Raw genomic sequence first — 23404 nt, forward strand, 5'->3', positions numbered from 1 at the left:
CAGTACATCGACGTTGTCCACAATGCCTCCTACCTGTGGACAACTCGGCTCACGCCCGCCTCCCCGCCCCCATCGGCGATAGACTGGCTTCGGGGTCGCCCCCCTGGGATGGGCGGGGGTTTGGGTGGTGACTCAAGAGCGCGGCTGTTCCCAGAGCCAGAATTCGATGCCCTGGTTGTCCACGCAGTCGGCGCTCAGGCCGTAGGGCTGCTGTTCGGTTTCGCCGACCTGGCCGCCTTGGGCGCGGACACGGTCGAGGGCGGCGGCGAGATCGTCGACGGCGTACATGAGCTTCCAGCCCACCTGCCGTCCCGGTCCGCCCCAGAGCCCGCCCTGCAGTCCGGAACCTTCGACGCCCCAGCCGCCTTCGACGCGCCCGGGCGAGAATTGCCAGCCCAGAACCGCGCCGTAGAACGCCTTCGCGCGTTCATCGTCGGGCACCTGGAAGGTGAAGTAGCCGGCTTCGCCGTGCCGGATCGGCGTAGCGGCCGAAGCGGGCCGAAGCGCCGCCTGCGCGAGAAGCCACCGCTGGCCGTACGGGTCCTTGATCTCTCCGCTCAGCCCGTGGCCTTCGTCCGCGACGGGACGCCGCAGCTCCCCGCCCAGCTCCACGGCCCGCGCGGCCGACGCGTGCACGTCCGCGACTTCGACCCGGATCAGCGGGCCACCGGCGGGCGCCACGACGATGCCCAGTTCGGGGAATTCCTCCGCGAACATCAGCACGCTGTCCCCGATGGCCAGTTCCGCGTGCCCGACCCGGCCGTCCTCCATGACGATCGGATCGGACCGACGCCGCGCCCCGAACACCTCGACATAGAAGTCGAGTGCGGCGCGCGCGTCGGTGACCACGAGATAGGGCGTCAGGGAACGTACTTCCGCTTCGGTAGTGAGTGTTTCCGTCATATCGGCTCCGTTCAGGACGGCGCGACGAAGGTTGTCGCGCAGTTCGGCGGCGAAGAGCGGGTCAGGCTCGACAGGCTGCGAGGGCGCGCGAAGCGCGTCGAACGGATCAGGCATCGCGACCCTCCTTCTCCTGGTAAGCACGCCGGAACGCGGCACGGGCCCGCACGAGCAACGCCTCCGTGGCGTGCACCGTGCGCTCGAGATGGCCGGCGACCTCCGGTACCGGGAGGCCGTCGACGTAGCGAAGCGTCAACGCGGCCTGGTGATGCGCCCCGAGCGACGCGAGCACCTCGCGTGCCAGAAGCGCGTCCAGCCGTTCGTCCCACGGATCGGTGTATTCCTCCTCGTGGACGAGCCGTAGCCCGCGTTCCTCACGTGCTTTGCGCCGCCAGTGATCGGCGAGCTTGTGCCGGGCGACGCCGATCAGCCACCCGGTGCTCACTGGAGGTGCGAACTCCTTGCGACAGGCCCGCACCGCGCCGAGGAACGTCTCGGACGTCAGCTCCTCGGCGAGGGTGCGATCACCGCACCGGGACAGCAGGTACCCGTAGACCTCCGGCAACGCCGTCTCGTAGAGCGAAAGCAGCGCGAAGGCCGGGTCCCGATGCACCCGCGGTTCCGTCACATCCCCATCGTCGCTCGGGGAGCCTGAACTCCGACGGGTGAAACCGAACTTTCTCAGGTTCGCGGATCCGGCAGCCGCCGGGCCACCGTGATCACCCCGACCGTCAGCACCGCCTGAATGCCGATGACCAGCACGAACGCGCCCTTCATCCCGAGCGGTCCGGCGGCGGCCGAGGCGAACAACGTGCCAAGGGTCGCCACGCCCAGCGCCATCGCGGCCTGCTGCGACGTCGTCAGCATCCCGCTGCCGACCCCGGCGATCTCCGGCGGAACCTTCGACAGCACGATCCGGAACACCGTCGTCATCGCCAGCCCCTGGCCGAGACCGCACAGCAGCATCCCCGGCACGAAATCGAGCACGCCGAGATCCGGCCACTCCAGCAGCACGGTGCCGATCAGCGTCGGCAGCCCGAGCAGCTGCACCGAGAGACCGGCGGCCACCACCCGCTGCCCGAACCGGGTCACCAGGCGGCTGCTGACCAGGCACATCGCGAAGAACGCGAGCGAAAGCGGCGCCGTCACCAGACCGGATCCCAGCGGGCCGAGGTGGAGGCCGTCCTGCAGGGTCACGGCGAACACGAACATGAACGCGCTGAACCCGATGAAGAACGGCACCCCGACCAGCAGTCCTTGCCGCACACTCGGCATCCGCAACACCGAAGGCGGCAGCAGCGGAACCCCGCCACGGCGTTCCATCCGGCGTTCGACGTGGACGAATCCCGCCGCGGCGAACGGGAAGACGACGAGCAGCGCGATCGTCCACAGTGGCCAGCCGAGCACCGGCCCTTCCGCCAGCGGGAGCAACAGCGACACCAACGCGATCGCCAGGAGGACCGTGCCGGGACGGTCGACACCGAGTGGGTTCCGCGAGCGGCTCTCCGGGATCAGCCGCCGCGCGACCAGCAGACCGGCGACCCCGACGGGCACGTTGACCAGGAAGATCGGCCGCCAGCCGGTGCCCCAGAGATCCGCGGCCACCAGTGCCCCGCCGAGGAACTGGCCGAGCACCATAGAAAGCCCCGCCGTCGCGCCGTAGAGACCGAGCGCCTTGGACCGGCGCTCGCCGGTCGTGGTCGCCTGGATGATCGACAGCACCTGCGGCAGCATCAGCGCGGCGGCCGCCCCCTGCGCGGCCCGCGCCAGCACCAGGGTCAACGCCGTCGGCGCGATCCCGCAGAGGAGGGAGGTGAAGGTGAACGAGGCCAGCCCGATCAGGAACAGTTTGCGGCGGCCGAAGGCGTCGCCGAGCCTTCCGCCGACGACGAGCAGGACGGCGTACGCGATCCCGTAGGCCGCGACCACCAGTTCCAAGGTGGCGGACGAGGTGCGGAGATCCGACCCGATCGCGGGCAGGGCGATGTTGACGATGAAGAAATCGACGAGCGGAAGTGCCGCCCCCAGCAGCACGGTGACCAGGCCCGCCGAGGTCAGGGCCGGGACGGCGGCGACGCGGGCAGGCGTCACCGGAACTTGCGTGGAAGTCATGAGTACCACGATCAGCCGATTCCGACCCTGGTACCAGGAGTGTGTTTATCCTGGTACCGCCACTACCTGGTAACCGGCTTCGAGCTTTGCGAACCTGATGAGGTGACCATGACCGTCGATTCGCGAGTGGCCGAGGTGCGGCGGCACGAACTGGCCGCCTTCCTGCGCAGTCGCCGCGAGCGCATCACCCCGGACCAGGTCGGCCTGCCGATCGGCGGCAGGCGCCGCACGCCGGGGCTGCGCCGCGAGGAGGTCGCGCAGCTGGCCGGGGTCGGGGTCACCTGGTACACGTGGCTCGAACAAGGGCGCGACATCAACGCGTCCGAGCAGGTGCTGGAGGCGATCTCCCGCACCCTGCGGCTCGACCCGCACGAGCACACGCACCTGTTCACCCTCGCCGGGGCGCCGGAGCCGCCGCTGGAGAAGGACTGCAAACTCCTCAGCCGGAACGTCTACCGGATGATGGACAAACTGGAGCCGTTCCCGGTCTGCGTGCGCAACGCGCGGTGCGACATCCTCGCCTACAACCGGGCCTACGACTGGCTGATGGGCGGCCTCGACGACATCCCGTTCGAGGAGCGCAACACGATGATCCAGTGCCTGACCAATCCCGAATGGCGCCGCAGGCTCCCGGACTGGGAGGTCAACCTGCCCCGCGTGGTCGCCGGATTCCGCGCGGCGATGGCCGAGCACATCGCCGAACCGGCGTGGAAGAACCTGGTCAAACGGTTGCGGCAGGAGTCCGAGCTCTTCGAGCGGATGTGGAAGGAGCACGACGTCTCCAGCGAGCGGATCGTGCTCAAGCGGTACCTGCACCCGGACGTCGGCCTGCTGCGGTTCGAATTCTCGTACCTGTACCTCGGGCGGCGTTCCGAGATCTCGCTGGCGACGCTGACCCCGGCGGACGAGGAAACCGCGGCCAAGCTGCCCAGCTCCTTCTGAAGGGGGAGGCGGACCAGGCTCGCGAGGGAGCCGTTCCGCGGCGCGAACGCCGACGCTGGGATGCATGACCGTAGCGATGGCTCCACCCAAGATCTCCAGCGTCCGCCTGATCGTCTGCTACGCGGCGATCCTCGGCACGCTCCCGTACCTGACCCTCAAGGCGTCCTGGGTCACGGGCGGCAGCCTCGGCCTGCGTGATCCGTCCTTTGTGGACTCCGACCTGATGATGTTCGCGAATCTGGTCACCGGCGGGATGGACGTCGTCGCGGTGATCCTCGCCCTGGCGTTCACCTACTCCTGGGGCCGCCGCATCCCCGCGCCGCTGGTCCTGTTCCCGATCTGGATCGGCACCGGGCTGCTCGCCCCGATCGTGCTGAACCTCCCGGTGATCGTCGCCGATCTGTCCACCACGCAACTGACCGAAATGCCGCTGGAGAACTGGGTCTGGGCCGTCGTCTACGGCGGATTCGCCTGGCAGGGCATTCTGCTGTTGACCGCGTTCGTGCTCTACGCCCGCGACCGCTGGTGGTTCGTCGTCACCGGCACCGTGAAACCCGGCACGATCGGTGCGGCAGGCATGCTCGGCATCGTCGCCGCGCTCGTGACGGCGATCGGCCACTCGATCTGGGCGTTCGGCACCGGCGGTATCGCCGCCCGCGGCCAGGACGTCGTGATCGCGGCGCTCGCCGTCCTCGCCGCTCTCGCGCTGGCGAACGTGTCGCGAGGGCGGTTCTGGCCGCGGCTGGTGCTGGTGTGGACCGGCGCCGGGGCGATGGCGGGCACGGGGATGTGGGGCCTGTTCAGCGCGCTCACCATGGGATCCACCGACCACGCGGCGGTGCTGGCGGTTCAGGTGGCCGGTGGGGTGCTGATGATGATCTCGGTCCTGCGGCGGCTACCGCACGCGGCGTAGCCGGGAAGTCGCTTTTCAACGGACGCGATCCACCCCCGCCACGGGTAGTTTTCGGACCGTGCTGCTGAAAGAACGGTTTCCGTGGAGCCCATGGGTGGGCCGCGTGCTGCGCGTGGTGCTGCCGCTGGGGTTCGTCCTCGGTGCCACGAGCGGCGCCTCACGCTGGCAGCCGGACGCGCCGCCGCTGACCACGTCCGCAGTGCTGTGGCTGGTCGCCATCGCGGTGCCGCTGCTGATCGTCCACCGCTTCCCGATGACGATCTTCCTGCTCACCTCCGCGCTGACGCTCGGCTACTACACGTCCGGCAACCCGGGCGGGCCGGCGATCGTGCTGCCGACCATCGCGCTGTTCCTGCTCACCAAGATCCGCGGGCCGATCGTCGCCGGCGGTGCCGGTGGAGCGCTCCTGGTGGCGTCGGGGATCGCGTTGTTCGCCCGGCACGGGCTGGCCGGCTTCGACCTGCGGGCCGGGCTGGGGCTGGTCTGGGTGATCGCGGTCGTCGGGATCGGGACGGCGGTGCGCAACGGGATGGCGGCCGCGCGGGCCCGCCGCGAGCAGGCCGACGAGCACCGGCACCGGATGGCCGAGCAGGAGCGGCTCACCATCGCCCGCGAGGTGCACGACGTCGTCGCGCACAGCCTCGCGATGATCAACGTCCAGGCCGGGGTCGCCGCGCACGTCGCCGACCGGCGTCCTGAGCAGGCGAAAGAGGCGCTGCTGAACATCAAGGAGGCGAGCGCTTCGGCGCTGAAGGACCTTCGCGCGACGTTGGCCGTGCTGCGCTCTGGGGAGGACAAGGCGCCCGCACCGAGCCTCGCCCAGGTCGACGAGCTGTTCGAACACGCCCGCGCCGCCGGGCTGGAGGTTCGTGTCGACGGCGAACCGGGGGAGCTGCCCGCGCCCGTCGACGGCGCCGCGTACCGGATCCTGCAGGAATCGCTGACGAACGTGGTCCGCCACGCGGATCAGGCGCGCGGTGTCGACGTCAGGTTCGAGCGGAAAACCGGTGCGCTGACGCTGCTCGTCCGCGACGATGGCCGTGGCGCCGTCGATCCCGCGCCCGGTCACGGCCTGCGCGGGATGTCCGAACGGGCGGCCGCGCTGGGCGGCGCGCTCACGACGTCCGTGGTGAACGGCGGCTTCCAAGTCCGCGCGGACCTGCCCATCAAGGGGGAAGAATGACGATCCGGGTGGTTCTCGCCGACGACCAGGTGCTGGTCCGCGCCGGTTTCCGGGTATTGCTGGAGACCGAGGACGGGTTCGAGGTCTGCGCCGAGGCGGGTGACGGCGAGCAGGCCGTCGCGGCCGCCGTCGAACATCGGCCGGACATCGTCGTGATGGACGTCCGCATGCCCGGCGTCGACGGGCTCGAAGCGACGCGGCGGATCACCGCGAATCCCGAGCTGGCCGGGGTGAAGGTCCTGGTCCTGACCACTTTCGACGTCGACGAGTACGTCTACGAGGCGCTGCGCGCCGGAGCGAGCGGATTCCTGCTGAAGGACACCGATCCGGTGGAACTGCTGCGGGCGCTGAAGGTGGTCGCCGCGGGCGAGGCCCTGCTGGCGCCGACCGTGACCCGGCGGCTGATCGCCGAGTTCGTCGACCGGCCGGAGAACCGCCGCATCGACGTGAGCGCCGTCCGCGAGATCACCGACCGCGAACGCGAGGTCCTCGGCCTGGTCGCGGGCGGGATGTCGAACGACGAGATCGCCGCGCATCTCGTGATCTCGACGGCCACCGCGCGCACGCACGTCAGCCGCATCATGACCAAGATCGGGGCGCGCGACCGGGCGCAGCTGGTGGTGCTCGCCTACGAATCGGGTCTGGTCAGCCCTCGCCGGGGTTGAGGTTCCCCCAAAAAGCTGAGATTGCCGAAAAAACTCAGCCGATCACCGTGGGTCGCCAAGGTGGCCCCCACGCTGACGTTCCGTTAATCGACCGCCGGATCGACATGTCGGCAGGACTGATACAGGACGTGCATCTGCACGTGCACTTCGATTGGCGAGGCCTTATTTCCGTCTCCACCAGGGCTCCGGCGATCCGGAGGGACGATTCCGGTGGACGGTCCGAAAACAAGACGAATGTACGGCTAATGCTGATTTCCGGGCGAACGCAGAAGTAAAGCGCGAGAAGTTCTCTCTTCGCCGGATACGGGGCGTGATTTTTTGTTCGGTCAGCGGACGGAACGACGATCATTTTCCGTCGCGAAACCGCTCCCTGGACGGGTTCCCGCGCACTTGAGTTCCTTTCTCGCAAGCGCGCTGAGCATTAGTCTTCGGCTCAACGGCAAGGGGGATGTCACCTACCCGACGTGATTCTCACCCGGCCGGGCAGAAACTGGATTCACCTTTCTTCTCTCACTGGGAGTCACCATTGACGACACAGACATCTGATCCGCTTCTGGTGATCACCGCGGGCGTCGTCGTCCTGGCCTACATCGTTTTCGCCGCGATCCTCATCCGGCTTCTCCTCGCCGGAAGGGTCGCCCAGCCCGCGAAGGTCATCGGGTCGGTCGCGGCGCTCGTGGCCGGGCTCCCGGCGATCCTCTACGCGTTCGCGGCGGTGGTGGGCTGATGGACGTGGAGTTCACCGAACGGCAGTGGCATCGGCTGCTCGTCCTCGGCAGGCACGTGGATCACGCGGTGGGTACAACGCTGCTCCGCCAGGGCGACCCGGCTCCGCCGGTGCTGATCCCGCGGTCCGGTTTCGTGAAGGCGTTGCGCGCCGCCCAGGGCGACACGACGCCGATGATCGTGGACCTGCTCGGCGCCGGTGACGTGCTCGGCGTCGAGGACTGCCTGGCCGGACGGCCGAGCAGACTCTCGTACATCGCCACGAAGCCGGCTCGGGTGCTGGAGGTTCCGCAGCACGCCTTTCGCGGCTTTCTCGACGATGACGACCAGGCGATGGCCCTGATCGCGGTGGCACTGGCCTCCCGGCTGCGGCAGCGGAACGTCGCCCTGGGTTTCGCGACGGCCAAGGTGCGGAGCCGGTTGACCGCGTTCCTGACCAGATTGCAGGCGCTCTACGGGGTTCCCGGTGAGGGCGGCGTCGTGATCGACGTGGGACTGAACCACACGGACATCGCCTCCGCGATCGGCGCTTCGCCCGCGTCGGTCAACGCCGAGATGGCGAAACTGAAGAACGACGGATATCTGAGCACCGGCTACAAGACGATCCACGTGAAGAAGCCGTTGCGTGAGGACGGCCCGCCGCTCACGCCGGTCCCGTCCGCGCGGCGGCGGATTCCGCAGCTGCGGATACCGCGGATCGCGATGGGATGAACGGGGCCTTCTTCATGGGAAGGCCCCGTTCATCTCCTGCATGCGCCGCGGGGTGCGCAAAATCGGGTCAGCCGCGCTTCAGTTGAAGCGCCAGCCGTACGGCGAACACGACGGCCAACACGGCGACCAGGGCTACTTCCCAGGCCATGAGGCTCCTCCTCGTCCGGCATCCGAACGTTCCGATGCTCTGCCCATAAGGCGCATCACCGGGGGAGGGCGTTCACCGACACGGCCTAACTCACTCGGATGGATTAGCCGCCCGAGACCTTCTGCAGCCAGATGTTGCCGCCGGAGTCATGCGCCATCGCCGGGATCTTCGACTCCAGCAGGTCCCGGTGCTGTGTCCACATGAAGTGCTGGAACCAGCGGACCTCGAACCGGTCGTTGTACATGAGGAAGGCCCGGAGCAGGTAGTCCTCCTGCCAGGCTCGCCCCTCACGCAGCCAGCTCATCGGGTACTCGAAGGGGAAGAACACGTCGTGGACGTGGACCCATACGCCGTCCCGCAGGCGGGGAAGGACCTCGAAGAACAGGTAGTTGACGTCCGAACCCGCCTTGACGACGTGCGTGGAGTCGATGAAGAGCAGGTCGCCGGCCTCGAGCTCCTGGAACGTCTCGATCGGGACGTCCTGGACGGCCTTGCCGATTACCCGCACCCGCTCCGCGTCGCCGGGCCGGAAGAGGCTTTCCATTAGCTGCGGGTATGGCTCGATGCAGGTCAGCTCGGTCTCGCCGCCCAGCCAGCCGTCCATGGTGTCCAAGGTCATCGCGGTCGAATAGCCAGAGCCGACCTCGATCATCCGGCGTGGCCGCAGATGGCGCAGCATCGTGTGCAGCACGATCGCGTCGGACCACGAAAACGCGGAGTTCTCGAAGAAGTAGCGGTGCCGATCGTTCTTCCGCGCGGTGAACGGAAGGTCCGCGGCCAGTTCGGCGAGCGTGCCGAACAGCTCCAGCTGGTCGTTTTCCCGCAGGTCGACGGCCTCGGGCCAGGAGTCGAAGATCGTGGCGGCACGGGTGCCGATCTCCTCCTGCGAGGCGAAGGGCGAGTAGAAGTGGCCGGGTGGGACCCACGTGCGGTACTCGTCCTCGAAGGACTGCTTCGCCCGCAGGACGTCTTCGAGCCACGAGCGGAGGTCCCTGTTCGCCACCTCCAGTTGACGGCGGCTTTCGGCGAGCTCCGAGTACCGGTCGGTCACCGCCTCGTAGCGTGCCGTCAGCTGGTCGTAGCGCACGCCGAGCTCTTCGTACAGCTCGGCGTATCGACCCGCCCGGATGATCATGTCGTCATACGACTTCCGTGCGACCGCCCAGCGCTTGACGAAGGCGCGCAACGGGTTCTTGATCGGACGTCTCATCAGTTGTTGCGTTCGGTCGGCGGAGCCTTCTGGATTTGCGCGTTGAGCAGCGACCGGAACGCCTGCTCGGCCTGCGCCTCGGGTCCGTAGGCCTCGACGACGATCACTCGGCTGTAAAGGATGTACACGGCGCGATAGACGGTCGAGTCGGGTGACTTCGTGACGAAGACCGGCACCCCGCGCATCGCGAGGGCTCGCTCGGCGGTGAGACCGCCCTCCAACTGCGCGTTCCCGTACTCCTGGGCGACCTTCGAGGTGCCCTGCGCGTCCGGGAAGTCGAGGGCGATCAGGCCGAGCGTGACCTCACCACTGGTGTTGGTCTTGAGCAGGCCTTCGGTCATCCCGCTGCGCTCGATCTGCGCGATCACCGAATCCGGCAGGAACTTGGCCGACTTCAGCTTCGCGATGTCGAACGTGCCGCCACCGGCGCGAGGCGTGCCGGCGAGGTCGGTCAGCGCCGCGGCGTTGGCCGACGGCTCGGGCTTGGCCGCCGGGGGTTCGGGGAGCGGCGTCGTGGTCGGCGCGGGCGGCGGCTGCTGCTGGCCCGAGGTCGGCTGGGCGGTGGGGTTGTCCTCGATGGTGTTCGAGAACAGCGCCCACGCGCCGACGCCGACACCGGCCAGCACCACGACGGCGATCGCGGCGATGATGACCTTGCGCTTGGCGCCGGACGAGGACTTGATCTGGAACGACTCCGGCCCCTGGCTGACCCAGTTCGTGTCGTTGCCGGACGGCGCCAGCGGCGGGAACTCCGAACCGCCCCACGGCGGGCTCTGGTCCTGCGGCGTGTTCCAGCCCTGCTGCGGCTGCGGGGGCTGGGCGAACCCGCCACTCGGCGAGTGCTCACCGGGGCGCTGCGCGTACGGCTGCTGGAACCCGCCCGCGGGCGAACCGGGGTGCTGCTGCGGCGGCTGTTGCTGGGGCTGCCATGGCTGGACGACCTGGGTGCGTTCGGCTCCGCCGGTGTCGGACGGCGACACGATCTGGGTCGCGTCGGCGGAGGGCCGCGGGGGCTCTCCCGGCGGCGCGACCGGCTGGATGATCTGCGTCTCGGCGGGGTTCGCTCCCGGCACCTGCGGTTGCGGGTGCTCCAAGGACACGGCCTGTGAGAGCACCTGGTCACGCCGAGTGCGGTAATCGTCGGCCGTGAGCCTGCCGGCCGCGAGTTCCTCGTCGAGCCTGCGGAGCTCTTCCTGCCAGGTCACCCCGTTACCCCCTTTTGGATCAGTCGTCCCCGAGCGACGAAGGATCTTTGTCGTCGCGGTCTACATGACCGCACCGGGCACATTGTGCACGGGGGTCGTCGGGGCGTCGCGGCCCACCACCGAGTCGTAATATTCGGACGCCCGATCCCGCCCGCCGCCCGGCTCACCTCGGTGTTTGCGCGAGGACCTTGGCGAGCTGGTCGATGGTCTGATCGCGCAGGAGCGCCGACGACCCGCCGATGACGTTGCGCTCCACGAATTCGAACACGACGACGTCGCGGTCTTCGAACAGATCCTTCAGCGTACCGGCGTCACCCCCGGCCACCGTGTCGCTGTGGACGATCGTCAGATCCTTGCAGGTGGCGGCCAGGAACGGGCTGGCGAACTGGCTGAACGAATCGGCGACCACCGCCGTATTGGGCTTGACGGTGCCGCGGGTGGTGTCGGCCTGGGTCAGCCGCAGCGGGGTCTTGAAGTCGCTGGCGAGGTACCGCGTCCGATCGGCACCGCCGTCCGGTGCCAGCGCGTAGGCCCGCAGGTTGCGGTCCACCGACCGCCCCAGCAGCCGTTCGAGGTCGGCGGGCCATGACCGGAAGCCGCTCTCCTTCGCCTGCCAGGTCGCGGTGACCCCGGGCGTGATCGCCTGCGCGAGCGCGTAGGTCATGGTGAGCCCGGCTTCGAACGTCCAGTGGGTGTCGTGCGGGTCGTACACCGACCGGCCGAGGCGCCGCTCGGCATCGGCGAGCGGGTTACGCAGATCGATCGCCCTGGTCGCGGCGGGCACCTTGCCCCAGAACTCGGCCGTCCGCGGTGGCGCGCAGTCGTGACCGGCGTAGTGGTCCGGCAGGTGCGCCGGCTTCATGCTGGACTTGTCGGGCGCGAAGACGAGCTCGAACCGGCGTCCCGACGCCTCGACCGCCTGACGTAACCGGTTCAACGCCGAGATCACCCGGTCGAGATCCAGCACCGGCTCGCACCGGGTGTGCATGTCCTCCCCGAGGTACAACCAGCCGTCCTTGCCGGCGATCACCTGCGGGTAGGCCTGCGGCCCCTTCGGCACTCGTCCCTTGCTCGGGATCCCCGCCGAGCTGTCCTGCGCACCGGCCGCGGCGCCGGGCGGGTCGCCGAAGACACCGGTACTGATGTCGTCGGCCGCGTTCACCGCGGCTTTGCGCAACGGGAGGTGGTCGGTCGCCCAGCCGGACAGCCCGGTGAAGAAGCTCCAGCCGTCGCCGAAACCGGGGAATTCGCGTAGCGGGCGGTTTTCGAACGGCTCGGTCCGGACACCGACGACCAGCAGGAGCACGGGGACGAAGAAGAAGACGAGCCCGCAGGTCAGCGCCGTCCGCTGCCGCCTGCTGTGCCGTGGCCGGTAAAGGCTGTGCTCGTTCGGCAACCACGACTCCGGGGTCTGGAGCAGCTCTGCCTGCCCGGACGAAGTCGGTGGGGGATTGACGAACACACCCGCGATCGTAGCTGGGGCGTGCTCGCCGCCGGAGGCGAATGTGAAGACCGGTTTCCCCGGCGGATAGTCTCCTCGTCATGGGCAAGGGGACTCCTGGTGAGCGGTTGATCGAGTGGACCGGCGAGCGGTGCGTGCCGTGGGTCGACGACATCCAGGTGATCTACGAGCACTATCACCGCTACGCCTTCGCCACCCGGTTCGCCGCCGGGAAACGGGTGCTCGACCTCGCCAGCGGCGAGGGCTACGGCAGCGCTCTGCTCGCCGGGTCCGCGGCCGAGGTGGTCGGGCTGGAGATCGATCCGGCCACCGTGGACCATGCTCGCGCCCGCTATCCGGAGGTCACCTTCGAGGTCGGTTCGATCACCGACCCGGAGGCGCTCGCGGGCACGGAGCCGTTCGAGCTGATCACCTGTTTCGAAGCGATCGAGCACGTCGAGGCGCAGGAAGAGATGATGGCCCTCGTCCGTGCGCGGCTCGCGCCGGGCGGGATCTTCCTGTGCAGCACCCCGGATCTCGCCGTGTACACCCACGACCACGGCAACCAGAACCCGTTCCACGTCCACGAGCTGACCGAGTCGGCCTTCCGGACGCTGCTGGGGAAGAGCTTCGAGCACGTCACCCTGTTGCGGCAGAACGTCGCGGTCGGCTCGCTGATCCACGACGGCGGAACCTCGGCGGCCGAGCTGTTCCGGCTCGAGCCGGGCGACGGTGACGAGTGGCACGTCGCCGACGGTGTGCCGCACACGTACTTCGTCGCGGTCGCGTCCTCGGCGCCGATCACCCTGCCGAACGCTTCCATGCTGGTGGACCCGCATCTGACGCTGGTCGCCAAGGCCAACGCCGCCGCGGAGGCGCACGCGGCCGAGGCGGAGCGGGCACGTGTCGCGCTGGGCCGTGCCGAGGACGGGCTGCGCCGGGCAGGCGAACAGGCCGCCCGGCAGGCGGGCGAAATCGCGGAGATCACGGCCGCCGAACGGCGTGCGGTGGAGGAACGCGACGAGGCGACCGCCCGTGCCGAGAGCGCCCGCGCCGAACACCGCCGGGCCGCGAACGAACTCGGCCTGCTGCAGCGGAAGGCGGCCAACGATCGAGACCGGCTGCGGTGGCTCGGCCGGAACAACGTCCAGCTCAGCGAGACGGTCGGTCGCCTGGCCGCGGAGAACTCCCGGCTGCGGGCCGAGCAGTCCGCGCTCGTCCAGCGTGTGCTCGGCACGTACCGCGGCGCGGTCGAGAAGTTCGCTCCCCGGGGCACCCGCCTGCGTGACTTCTACGAGACGGCGCTCGGCCGTCCCACGGGAGCGGACCCGATCGCGGCGGCCGTACCCGGCCCGGTGGCGGTCACCACCAGCGACGAGCCGATCGTCAGCGTCGTCATCCCGGTCTACGGCAACTGGTCCTACACGCGTGCCTGCCTCGACTCGATCCAGCGTCACCTGCCCGCCACCCCGTTCGAGGTCATCGTGGTCGACGACGCGTCGCGCGACGACTCCGCCGACCGGGTCGCCGGGTGCGCCGGGATCCGGCTGGTGCGGGCGCCGCGGAACCTCGGCTTCGTCGGCGCGTGCAATCTCGGCGCCGAACACGCGCGCGGCGACTTCGTCATGTTCCTCAACAACGACACCGAGGTCCGGCCCGGCTGGCTGGACGAACTGGTCGACGTCGTCGAAACCCGGCCGGACGTCGGGCTCGTCGGCTCGAAGCTGGTCTACCCGGACGGCAGGCTGCAGGAATGCGGCGGGATCATCTGGGCCGACGGCTCCGGCTGGAACTACGGCAGGCTGCAGAACCCGGACCTGCCCTGGTTCCAGGCACTGCGTGACGTCGACTACTGCTCCGGGGCCGCCGTACTGGTCCGCCGTCAGCTGTTCGAGCGGATCGGCGGGTTCGACGAGCGGTTCTCGCCCGCCTACTACGAGGACACCGACCTCGCGTTCGCCGTGCGGGCGGCCGGGTTCCGGACGATGGTGCAGCCGGCGTCCGTGGTCGTCCACCATGAGGGCATCTCGAACGGAACCGACCTCGCCTCCGGGGTCAAGCGGCACCAGGAACTGAACCGCAGCGTGTTCGTGGACAAGTGGAGCGTCCAGCTGCGCGACCACCTCCCGTCGGCCAGTGCGCGCGCGGTCTGGGCGGCACGGCAGCGCACCGAGGACGGCCATCGCGGTGGCACCGTGCTCGTGGTCGACCACCAGGTCCCCACACCGGACAAGGATTCCGGGTCGGTGCGGATGGCCAGGATCCTCGAGCTGCTCACCGGGCTGGGGCAGCGCGTCGTCTTCATGCCGTTCAACAACGCGTTGCCGGAGCCGTACGCGAACCAGCTGTACCGCATGGGCGTCACAGTGATCACCGGCCTGGACGAGCAGCTGGGGTTCCTGCGCGACGCGGGCCCCGACCTGCGGCTGGCCGTGCTGTCGCGGCCGCATGTCGCCTGGCAGCTGATCGAGCAGGTCCGGCAGCACGCGCCGAACTGCACCATCGCCTACGACACCGTCGATCTGCACTTCGTCCGGCTCACCCGGCAGGCCGATCTGGCCGCGCAACTCGGTGACACGAGCGAAGAGGTGACCTTGCGCCGGCGCGCGGAAGTGCTGCGGGAGTCGGAACTGGGCCTGACCCGGATCGCCGACGTCACCTTCGTCGTGTCCGACGTCGAACGTGAGCTCCTGCGGGAACTCGTCCCGTCGGCCAGGGTCGAGGTGCTGTCGAACGTGCACTATGCCGACGGCGCCGCGTCGGTTCCCGACGGTCGCGACGGGATCGTCTTCGTCGGCGGCTTCGATCACACGCCGAATCAGGACGCCGCACACTGGCTCGCCACCGAGATCATGCCGCTCGTGCGCGAGCGCAGGCCCGACGCGGTCGCGCGGATCGTCGGCAGCAACCCACCGCCCGCGGTGCTCGAACTCGAACGCGACGGCGTCGTCGTGCGGGGCTGGGTGCCGGACCTCGACGAGGTGTACCAGACCGCGCGAGTGGTCGTCGCGCCGCTGCGGTTCGGGGCGGGGGTGAAGGGGAAGCTCGGCGAGAGCCTCGGTTACGGCGTGCCCGTCGTCGCGACCTCACTCGCTGCCGAGGGCATGCACCTCACACACGGTCAGGACGTCCTGATCGGGGAGACGGCCGCGGAACTCGCCGACCGGATCGTCACCCTGCTCGAGGACGACAAGCTGTGGGCTCGCCTGTCCGAGGAGGGCAAGACCGTGGTGGAGAGCCGGTTCGGTGCGGAACTGGCCCGGCGGACCCTCGCCGGCGTCCTCGAACCGGGTGGCCAGGCCTGATCAGCTCGGCGGCAGCGCCGCCTTGAAGGTGGCGCGTGTCTTGTCGAGGCTGGTGCGCAGCTTGTTCTTGTCCAGGTTGAACGGCTGCGACGCCCACAGCCCGACGGCGACCTTGCCCGAGGTGTACCACGTGCCGTCCAGGCGGCGGGCCCCGTCGCGCCCGGTGACGACCTCGGGGTCGCCCGGCCGCAGGGCGAATCCGCCCGCCTGGGAAGCCTGCATCAGGTAGGCGACGACGGCCTTCGCGTCTTCGTCCGATCGCGTGGGGACGGCGTACGCGAGATAGCCGGTGTCGCCGTCGCTGGATCCACGGAAGACGACGCTGGTGACGCCGTGCTGGGCGAAGATCTGCGCGGACTCCTTCTGGAAGAGCTTCAGCTCGACCCCTTTGTCGAGCGAGACCGTGGAGTTCTCGGGGAGCGGCGAGCCCGGCAACGCCGGAACGCGGTCCTCGAGAGCGGGCTCCGGCTGGGCGGCCCCCGGTCCGCCGAGTGCGTCCGGTGCCTGCGCGATGGCGGGTGGCGACTGCTGATCGCCGCCCTTCGGCGCCCCGAGCCACACGGTGCCGCCGATGATCAGCCCCAGCACGACCAGCACGCCGGCGGCGATGAACAGCCAGGTCGGTTTCTTCTTGCCGACGACGGCGTAGTCCTCCAGGGCCGGAGCGCGGTGCTGCGGAACGGCGTCGTCGGGGGCCAGCGACGGCAGGTTGCGGGGCAGCTGCCGGGTGCCCGGATCGCGCCGGGGCTGGGGCGGCTCGGCGCGCAGGTACACCGTCGGGTTGATGTCGGCGGGCGACGGCGCGGTGGTCTTGTGGTCGGGGAGGCTGGGCAGGGCGCGTCTGCCCTTCGGGGGCTCGCTCGTCGGAGCTTCGCGCGGCTCGGTGGAGGGCGGCGGCACCGGCGGGAGCGTGACGGTGGGAAGCTCGGCCGGTCTGGCGGCCGGGTTGGTGCTGTGCCACGGCCCGGCCGGATGACGCAGCGGCGAGGCGACCGGTGACGGCATCGCGCCACCCGACGCCTCCGCGAGGAGCTCGTCGCGCCTCTTGCGGTGTTCGGTGTGCCCGATACGGCCTGAGGCCAGCTCGACATCCAGCTGCCGAAGCTCGTCCTGCCAGCTCATTTAGCCCCCTGCCGCCGGGTGTGGGCAGCCAGTGTCGCATGACCCGGACGGGTGGTTGATATTGGTCTTTCTCATTCTTGCGTCCGTTTCGGCGCAGGTCCAGCACTGTCCGGAGCGGTACGGTGGCGGACGTGGGAAGTGCCGGGTGACGGAAATCGACGCGTGTCGCGGCGCGCTGCGCGAGCTGGCCATCGGCAGGCTCGCCGGACGTGACGTCCGCACCTCCCATCTGGTGGAGGCGGGCCTGGACGCGATCGTCGCCGGACTCGACACCCCGTCCCTCGCCTTGCTCGCCGGGCTCGAATCCTCCGCCGAAGCCGCCGTCGACAAGGCGTTCGGCCAGGTCGTCGACGAACTCGGGCTCGAACTGCCCGCCGATCCGACGGCCGCCCGCTGGCTGCTGATCCACGGCTGGCTCACCGCGATGGTCGAAGGCCGTCTTTCGCCCGCGGCAGGCGGCGCGCTGGTCAGCGAGGTGGGCGAGTTGCTCGGGTCGCCGCCGTCGTTGCGCGGGATCGCGCGGTGGTCGGCGATGCTCGACGGCTGGATCCCGACCGACCTCACCCCGAGGGACGTCTGCGAGGTGCCGATCCTCGAGGAATCGGCCGAGCTGCTCGAAGGGCCCTGGCCTCCTTCGCCGCGTCACCCGTAAAGCCCCGTTTTCTGTCGTACATGTGTTCTAAAATGGTCGTTGTACAGCAGGAACAGCGGCGAAAGGCAGACACGGATGGCCTACATCACCCTGCCCACGTTCGTGGGGTACAGCACGAGCTCGGGTCCTTCGCGTTCCTCGTTCGTCCGGCGCTGGCGCCGTCAGTACGAGGACCCGGCCCGGGGCGGGTTCAACTTCTACCTCCGCGCCGCGAACGCGATCCGTGCCGGGCGGATCTCCGGCCGGGATCGCGAGGTGCTGCGGGCACTGGTCGAGAACGCGGACGAGCGCACGCGACCGCACTACACCGAGATCGCCAACGGCTGGCTGCGCTACGTCGGCAGGCGTGACCTGCGGCTGGCGGAGGTCGGCCGGTCGCGATGGCGGCTCGGCTCGCTCGAGGTGGGCATCAATCCTCATCTCGGCCTGCGCAAGGGCGACGGCCCCGTGTACGTCACCTGGCTCTACTTCAAGGAGGAGCCGTTGAGCCGGGATGCCGCGCAAATGGTGCTGTGGCTGCTCGAACAGACGATGGAGGAGCTGCGGCCGGGCGGGCGGCCGCTGGTGGTCGACGTCCGGCGCTCGAAGGAGTTCGCGTTGTCGCCGCGCGATCGCGACAAGGTGCGGCCATGGGTGCGGAGTGAGGCTTCGGCCTTCATGAGTCTTTGGGAGGCGGCCGCGTGATCGGACGACGGCGAGCCCGCGTTCGGTGGGCTCGCCGTTCACGCACCGTCATTCTCACGGTTCCGGCGGCGACGCAAGACACCTGATCAGGTGACAGTTTCGCGGAGTGTGCCCACGAGCTGGACAACTTGGGCCCTGAACACGAAGCTTTCCCAGTCTTAACCGGCCGAACCACCGAGGGTCGCTCGTGAACAACGCTTGGGAAGCCATCTCCAGGGTCGCAGATGAGCCCGCCTGGTACTGGGTCTACGACAAGCTCGCGTTCTGGCCGAGCACCTACGCGCACGCCTGGCCCGGCTTCCGTGAACCCGCCCCGTCCGTCGCCTGGGATCTCGCCCCCGGCGGCCTCGACCGTTCGTCACCGGAATTCCGGCTCGGCCCGTACGCCGTCGAGCAGAACGACGTCGCCCGCGTTGCGCTCGCGGCGCTGAAGGACTGCGTCGCCGAGGACGAGTGGGTCTGGGTGCTGCACTGGCAACACCAGTCGTACCGCTTCTACCCGCATCGGCACGCCGCGCTCGACCCGTGGCCGGTCCCGGTGTTCCCGCGCACGGACTACCACATGTTCCTGGCGAACGACTTCCGCTTCGGCACGCTCGGGCACCCGTGGGAACGGACGTTGTGCGTGTACGGCGAGAAGCTCGTGCCCGCCTTCGAGAAGCACGGCGGGCAGATTTTCAAGAACGCGCTGCGGCGCGACGGGGCGCCGGCCGTGATGGCGGGCGGACCTGCCTAAACTCAGGCAGGTGTTCGAATACCACGGGTGGGTGACCATCCAAGCGAGCCCTTCCGGTGACGACGACGCGGCGCTGCTCGAGCGCATCGTCGAGCGGGTGCATCGCGCCGTCCGCGACTTCGGCGACGCCGACCTGCTCGACCTCCGCTGGGCCGCCGGGGTGCCGGTGCTGCACCTGGGCGGCATGGACAAACACGGCACGGCGATCGCGCCCGAGCTGGTGGACCTGTTCACCCGCGTCGGCGACCTCGCGCCCGGCTCCTACGGTCTCCTGCACGTCTGGGACGACCAGGATCCCGACCACGACAACGAGTTCAAGGTGTACCGGATGGCCCGCGGCCTGGTCACCGAACGCGGCGACGAGCACCTGTCGCCGGTCGCGCCGACCGTGATGGACGGCTACGAGATCTGAGCTGTCTGGCCAGCGCTTTTCGTGAGTGATCGAATTAGGCTGTTCGGCTGCTATCCCCGCCCGTCCGAATAGGACAGAGTTCATCCGGGTGCGGGTGGCATATCCCCGCTGAACGAGGGGGATTCGCCGTGAGATCGTCGTGCCTGAGATCGCGTCTCGGTGTCGTCGTCTTGGTGTCGGCCGTGGCTCTGGGGGTATTCCCAGCCACGGCTTTCGCGTATCCGGGGGTCGCTGCGACCTCCGCGCCGTCGATGGTGCCGGATTCCGCTCCCGATACCGCGGCCGCGACGCAATTCGCCAAGCAGGGCCGGAAGAAGGTCCGGATCGACGACCTGACCTCCGAGCGTTCGGAATCCTTCGCGAACCCGGATGGCTCCGTGACCTTGACGCAGAACACCCGCCCGGTCCGGGTCCCTCGTGACGGTGGCTGGATCCCGGCCGACTCGACTCTGAGCTCTGGGCCGAACGGGTTGTCGCCGAAGGCCGCGATGGCCGATATCTCCCTTTCCGCAGGTCGTCGCGGGGACGTTCAGACCGCGGGAACCGCACCCCTGCTGCAGTTGAGCGCCAAGGGCACGTCGATAGGGCTCGACTGGCCAGGGGTGCTTCCGCAGCCGGTCGTTTCGGGCGCCATCGCCACCTATCCCGAGGTGCTCCCCGGCGTCGACCTCAAGGTCGAGGTGGACGTGGACAAGGTCCACGAGGTCGTCGTGATCAAGACGCCGGAGGCGGCGAAGCACCCGGCCATCGCGAAGATCAAGCTGGGCGTGCCGGTGAAGAACGGCAAGCTCACCAAGGACGACGACGGCAGTCTCCGGGTCAAGGACACCAAGGGTGCCGATGTCTTCCTGGCCAAAGCGCCCTTGATGTGGGACTCGTCGGGAGTCGAACCCGGCGCGACGGATTTCGTCCGCGGCCCGGCGGCCGGTGGCCGTCAGGCCAAGGTGCAGACCGAGATCGCCGGTAAGTCGCTGCTCCTCACACCCGACGCCGATCTGCTGGCGAACGCCGCCTACCCGGTCTACGTCGACCCCACTTGGCAGACGAACTACTGCTCCACCTGTGGCCGTAACCACTACTTGGTCCAGTACGCCTGTGGTGCTTCCGCGGCTCCGGGTGACGCGGTATGGGACTCGGATGCCAATCTCAAAGCGGGGTACATCTACGACTCCAGATCGAGCTGCGCGGGAAATCTCGTCACCGCACGCTCGTTCGTCGAAATGAACCTCGGCGGGCTGGGCGGGAAGCTGATCTATGACGCGTCCCTGACCCTTGCGGTGGACAGCGCGAAGTCCTGCGAGCCCAGGCATTCCAACAACGTGATGCTGACGAATCCGATCACGCCGGGTTTGAAGTTCGGGAGCGGCCCTGCTTTGTGGGCAGGCTTCGGAACCGTGAGCGGCTGCCCCACCAACGTCGGCTTCAACGTGACTCCGACGATCAAACAGCTGGTGGAAGCGGGAGGGCCGACCTTCACTTTCGGCATCGTCTCGCCCGACGAGAACGACCAGAAAACTTGGAAGAGGTACTCGACCCAGGTCGGGTTCACAGTCACCTACAACTCACAGCCGAACAGGCCGTTGAACCTCGCCATCGTCAACGGGACGGCCACCTATCCCTGCCCTACTTACGTTCCGGGCATGCCACGCAGCCGCGCCATCCTCGGCCCGACAAGCACCGGCTATGTGGTCAAAGCAAATGTCCGGGACCCGGACGGCGGCATGCTCTACGCGGGTTTTCGCGTCTACAAGGGCTGGGTGAGTACCGGGAACTACGCGTGGGACGGTCGTGAGGCCGGTGTCGACAACGTCTTGAGTGACTCGACCGTCGCCAATCGCAACGCTCAGGCCACTTTGTCCACCGCGTCGATGAACGCGGACGGCTTGTACTCATACGACGTACACGTCACCGATGGCCGCGAGACCAGCTGGTCCGTCGCGTGTGAGGTCGAGGTGCAGTTGTCCCCTCCCGCCGCGCCATCGGTGTCGTCCCAGACGTATCCGAGTGGCGCCTTCGGCGGTGGTCCCGGCCGGGCGGGTGACTTCACCTTCACGGTGGCGAACACTCCGACTTCGGTCGGAAGCTATGTGTGGAAGCTCGACAACACCGCGCCGCCTACCTGCAACGGTACCGAGCCCGGCACCGTGAAGCCCGCCGCGTACAGCGGGCCTGCCACCGTCGCCATCGCCCCGCAGACCAAGGGCACGCATGTCTTGAGTGTCTGGTCGTGCAACCGCGCGAAGACGCCGTCGACCAGGACTGACTACAACTTCAGCGTCCGCGACGTGACGGCTCCTCTCGCCTCATGGCAGTTCGAAGGAAACGGCGCTTCTCAAGCGACCGGTCTGCGATATGTCGGTGAAGGCAAGGGAACGTTCGCCGGAGGGAAGATCGGGGAAGGCGCGGTTCTGTCGGGCCAGGCAGGCGACTACTTCGCGACCGGTGCGCGTGTGGTGGACACGACGAAGTCGTTCTCGGTTTCCGCCTGGGTGAACCCGACCGGGCTGACCAGCAGGCGGGTCGTCCTGTCTCAGGACGACACTCAGAGCAGCGGTTTCGCCTTGCAGTATCACGAATCCGGTAAGTGGGCGTTCGGCATCGGTGATTCGACTCAGAGTTCTGCCCTCTCCACGGCTGCCCCTGCGGAAGGGGTGTGGACACACCTGACCGGTGTGTACGACGCCGTGGCGAAAACGGCGACGCTCTATGTCAATGGACAACCGCAGGCCACGGTCCCGGCCACCGGCGTGGACGGAGTGGGGCCGTTGGTCGCGGGCGGCGGGAAGTCCGGTGGCGTACGGACCTACCTGTACTCCGGGAAGCTCGACGAGGCCACGGTCTTCGACCGCGCGCTCACCGCGGCGGAAGTCGTTTCGCTGCATGGGAACAACGGCGTTCCGACCGGCCTGTCGGCCGTCCGTGAGTACGCGCTCGAGAGCAACACGGTGGACGCGACCGGAAACGACGGCGCGCTCACGTTCACGTCCGATTCCGGGTTCGAAACCGGCTACAGCGACTCCGCCGGGCAATCCGCCACGGAGAGCAAGGTCGGGCAGTCGTCCGGGCAGGCTTTCGTGAGCAGCGGAAGCGGTTACGGTCATACGAAGACGCCGGTGATCGACACCGCGCAGAGTTTCACGGTTTCGGCGTGGGCAAAACTGGCCGATACCAATGACTATTACCCTGTGGCCGGGCAAGACGGCGTTCGTTCCAGCGGCTTTCAACTGCGCTATTCCCCGGACGTGAACCGGTGGATAATGGGCCTTCCGTCGGCGGACATCGACGGAGACGGATATCGGTGGGCGATTTCCACCAGCGTCCCGCAGGCGGGTGTCTGGACGCATTTGACGGGTGTCTACGACGCGTCCACTGCCAAAGTGCTGATTTATGTGAACGGCGTCCTCGAAGGGCAAACGACCATTCCCGCAGGGACCACCTGGACCGCCACAGGTGGATTCAACGTCGGCATGGTGCGGTGGTACGGCCAGCCGGCGAGCCGCTTCAAGGGCAGCATCGACCAGGTCCAGGTCTGGGATCGCGCGCTGCCCGCCGCCGAGGCCGCCGGCCTCGCCAACACCGCGGTGCTCCGGGCGAACTACCAGCTCGACGGCAGTACCGCCGACGGCGTCACCGGCGCGACCGGTGTCATCTCGGGTGGCGCGGCCATGGTGAACGACAACGGCGTCAACGTCGCGAAGTTCGACAAGTCCTGGAGTGGTGAGATCGAGAGTCCCCGCCCGCCCGCACTTCGCGCCGACCGGAGCTTCACTGTGGAAGCTTGGGTAAGGCACAAGTGGTCTCCGGAGGATGTCCAAGACGCCAAACTACGCAGTCCTTCGAACGGTGTGGGTGGAGACGACGCCGCTCGAGCCGCTGTCGCGCTGAACGACCCGAAGTTCTCACCCTTCCTCCTGGGATACAGGCCGTCCAAGGACGCGGCAGGCAACTTGTACGGGAAGTGGAGCTGGTTGACGAGTTCGCCGTCGGCCGTCGCCGGGCAGCCGACTCCGATGGTCGGTGTCACGTCGGAAAGCATCGACGAGAACACCTGGACGCACTTGACCGGAACCTACGATGCGGTCTCGGATGTCGCGTGCCTCTACGCGGAGACCGACGAGAGGCAGTTCCAGCCCGTGTGCCAGACCGGTGTCGCCGGCTGGAGCGGCAACAGTGACATCGCGAGCTTGTTCATCGGCCGAGGCGTGTGGACCGGCCTCAAATCCGATTACTGGTACGGCGATGTCCGCGGCGTTCGCGTCTACACCGGTGTGCTGGACGCGCAGCGGATCGCCGCGGACATGATCCTCGACCACCCCTGACGTCTCTTCGGCCAGGCA

The 23404-nt window shown here is 68.5% G+C and carries 19 protein-coding genes; 12 read left to right on the forward strand and 7 right to left on the reverse strand.

Annotated features, from left to right (window positions below):
• Positions 1 to 132 precede the first annotated feature (132 nt).
• The 3 genes from NQK81_RS26170 to NQK81_RS26180 are packed head-to-tail and all read right to left on the reverse strand — an operon-like array spanning position 133 to position 3012.
• The gene (locus NQK81_RS26170) at positions 133 to 1017 is read right to left on the reverse strand and encodes a VOC family protein (RefSeq protein WP_257483613.1); all 885 of its coding nucleotides are present in this window, start codon (positions 1015 to 1017) and stop codon (positions 133 to 135) included.
• Positions 1010 to 1528, reverse strand: coding sequence for an RNA polymerase sigma factor (locus NQK81_RS26175; protein ID WP_257483614.1), 519 nt, complete (start codon positions 1526 to 1528; stop codon positions 1010 to 1012). The genes NQK81_RS26170 and NQK81_RS26175 overlap by 8 nt, the downstream gene beginning before the upstream one ends.
• A 53-nt stretch (positions 1529 to 1581) precedes the next feature.
• On the reverse strand, positions 1582 to 3012 hold the full coding sequence (locus NQK81_RS26180) for an MFS transporter (protein ID WP_257483615.1): 1431 nt from the start codon (positions 3010 to 3012) through the stop codon (positions 1582 to 1584).
• Positions 3013 to 3120: 108 nt separating this feature from the next.
• Between NQK81_RS26180 and NQK81_RS26185 the strand changes: the two genes are divergently transcribed.
• From NQK81_RS26185 to NQK81_RS26210, 6 genes are all read left to right on the forward strand, one after another.
• On the forward strand, positions 3121 to 3954 hold the full coding sequence (locus NQK81_RS26185) for a helix-turn-helix transcriptional regulator (RefSeq protein WP_257483616.1): 834 nt from the start codon (positions 3121 to 3123) through the stop codon (positions 3952 to 3954).
• Positions 3955 to 4018: 64 nt separating this feature from the next.
• Positions 4019 to 4867: a hypothetical protein gene (locus NQK81_RS26190; protein ID WP_257483617.1), complete on the forward strand. Its 849-nt coding sequence runs from the start codon at positions 4019 to 4021 to the stop codon at positions 4865 to 4867.
• A gap of 58 nt (positions 4868 to 4925) precedes the next feature.
• The gene (locus NQK81_RS26195; RefSeq protein WP_257483618.1) at positions 4926 to 6050 is read left to right on the forward strand and encodes a sensor histidine kinase; all 1125 of its coding nucleotides are present in this window, start codon (positions 4926 to 4928) and stop codon (positions 6048 to 6050) included.
• Positions 6047 to 6715 carry a response regulator gene (locus NQK81_RS26200; protein WP_257483619.1) on the forward strand — a complete coding sequence of 223 codons (669 nt, stop codon included), beginning with the start codon at positions 6047 to 6049 and terminating at the stop codon, positions 6713 to 6715. The genes NQK81_RS26195 and NQK81_RS26200 overlap by 4 nt, the downstream gene beginning before the upstream one ends.
• A 526-nt stretch (positions 6716 to 7241) precedes the next feature.
• A complete protein-coding gene (locus NQK81_RS26205) occupies positions 7242 to 7442 on the forward strand; it encodes a hypothetical protein (RefSeq protein ID WP_192747397.1) in 201 nt (66 codons plus the stop codon).
• Entirely contained in the window at positions 7442 to 8152 is a 711-nt protein-coding gene (locus NQK81_RS26210; protein WP_257483620.1) for a Crp/Fnr family transcriptional regulator, read from the forward strand. The genes NQK81_RS26205 and NQK81_RS26210 overlap by 1 nt, the downstream gene beginning before the upstream one ends.
• 251 nt (positions 8153 to 8403) lie before the next feature.
• On the opposite strand, the gene NQK81_RS26215 is transcribed toward NQK81_RS26210, so the two are convergent.
• From NQK81_RS26215 to NQK81_RS26225, 3 genes are all read right to left on the reverse strand, one after another.
• A complete protein-coding gene (locus tag NQK81_RS26215; RefSeq protein ID WP_257483621.1) occupies positions 8404 to 9510 on the reverse strand; it encodes a class I SAM-dependent methyltransferase in 1107 nt (368 codons plus the stop codon).
• Positions 9510 to 10715, reverse strand: a complete 1206-nt coding sequence (locus NQK81_RS26220; protein WP_257483622.1) for a DUF1707 domain-containing protein — start codon at positions 10713 to 10715, stop codon at positions 9510 to 9512. The genes NQK81_RS26215 and NQK81_RS26220 overlap by 1 nt, the downstream gene beginning before the upstream one ends.
• 163 nt (positions 10716 to 10878) lie before the next feature.
• A complete protein-coding gene (locus tag NQK81_RS26225; protein WP_257483623.1) occupies positions 10879 to 12177 on the reverse strand; it encodes an alginate O-acetyltransferase AlgX-related protein in 1299 nt (432 codons plus the stop codon).
• Between the two features lie 80 nt (positions 12178 to 12257).
• On the opposite strand from NQK81_RS26225, the gene NQK81_RS26230 reads away from it, so the two are divergent.
• Positions 12258 to 15461, forward strand: coding sequence for a glycosyltransferase (locus NQK81_RS26230; RefSeq protein WP_257483624.1), 3204 nt, complete (start codon positions 12258 to 12260; stop codon positions 15459 to 15461).
• Here the strand turns inward: NQK81_RS26230 and NQK81_RS26235 are convergent, their stop codons facing one another.
• Positions 15462 to 16583 carry a hypothetical protein gene (locus NQK81_RS26235; RefSeq protein WP_257483625.1) on the reverse strand — a complete coding sequence of 374 codons (1122 nt, stop codon included), beginning with the start codon at positions 16581 to 16583 and terminating at the stop codon, positions 15462 to 15464.
• Positions 16584 to 16728: 145 nt separating this feature from the next.
• Between NQK81_RS26235 and NQK81_RS26240 the strand changes: the two genes are divergently transcribed.
• The 5 genes from NQK81_RS26240 (at position 16729) to NQK81_RS26260 (ending at position 23386) form a co-directional block, all read left to right on the forward strand.
• Positions 16729 to 17235 carry a hypothetical protein gene (locus NQK81_RS26240; protein ID WP_126732531.1) on the forward strand — a complete coding sequence of 169 codons (507 nt, stop codon included), beginning with the start codon at positions 16729 to 16731 and terminating at the stop codon, positions 17233 to 17235.
• Positions 17236 to 17310: 75 nt separating this feature from the next.
• On the forward strand, positions 17311 to 17919 hold the full coding sequence (locus NQK81_RS26245; RefSeq protein WP_257483626.1) for a class I SAM-dependent methyltransferase: 609 nt from the start codon (positions 17311 to 17313) through the stop codon (positions 17917 to 17919).
• Between the two features lie 187 nt (positions 17920 to 18106).
• Positions 18107 to 18655: a DUF2716 domain-containing protein gene (locus tag NQK81_RS26250; RefSeq protein ID WP_126732529.1), complete on the forward strand. Its 549-nt coding sequence runs from the start codon at positions 18107 to 18109 to the stop codon at positions 18653 to 18655.
• Positions 18656 to 18665: 10 nt separating this feature from the next.
• The gene (locus tag NQK81_RS26255; RefSeq protein ID WP_126732528.1) at positions 18666 to 19067 is read left to right on the forward strand and encodes an immunity 7 family protein; all 402 of its coding nucleotides are present in this window, start codon (positions 18666 to 18668) and stop codon (positions 19065 to 19067) included.
• Positions 19068 to 19249: 182 nt separating this feature from the next.
• Positions 19250 to 23386: a LamG domain-containing protein gene (locus NQK81_RS26260; protein ID WP_257483627.1), complete on the forward strand. Its 4137-nt coding sequence runs from the start codon at positions 19250 to 19252 to the stop codon at positions 23384 to 23386.
• Positions 23387 to 23404 lie beyond the last annotated feature (18 nt).

Source organism: Amycolatopsis roodepoortensis (genome assembly GCF_024628825.1).
GTDB classification, from domain to species: domain Bacteria; phylum Actinomycetota; class Actinomycetes; order Mycobacteriales; family Pseudonocardiaceae; genus Amycolatopsis; species Amycolatopsis roodepoortensis.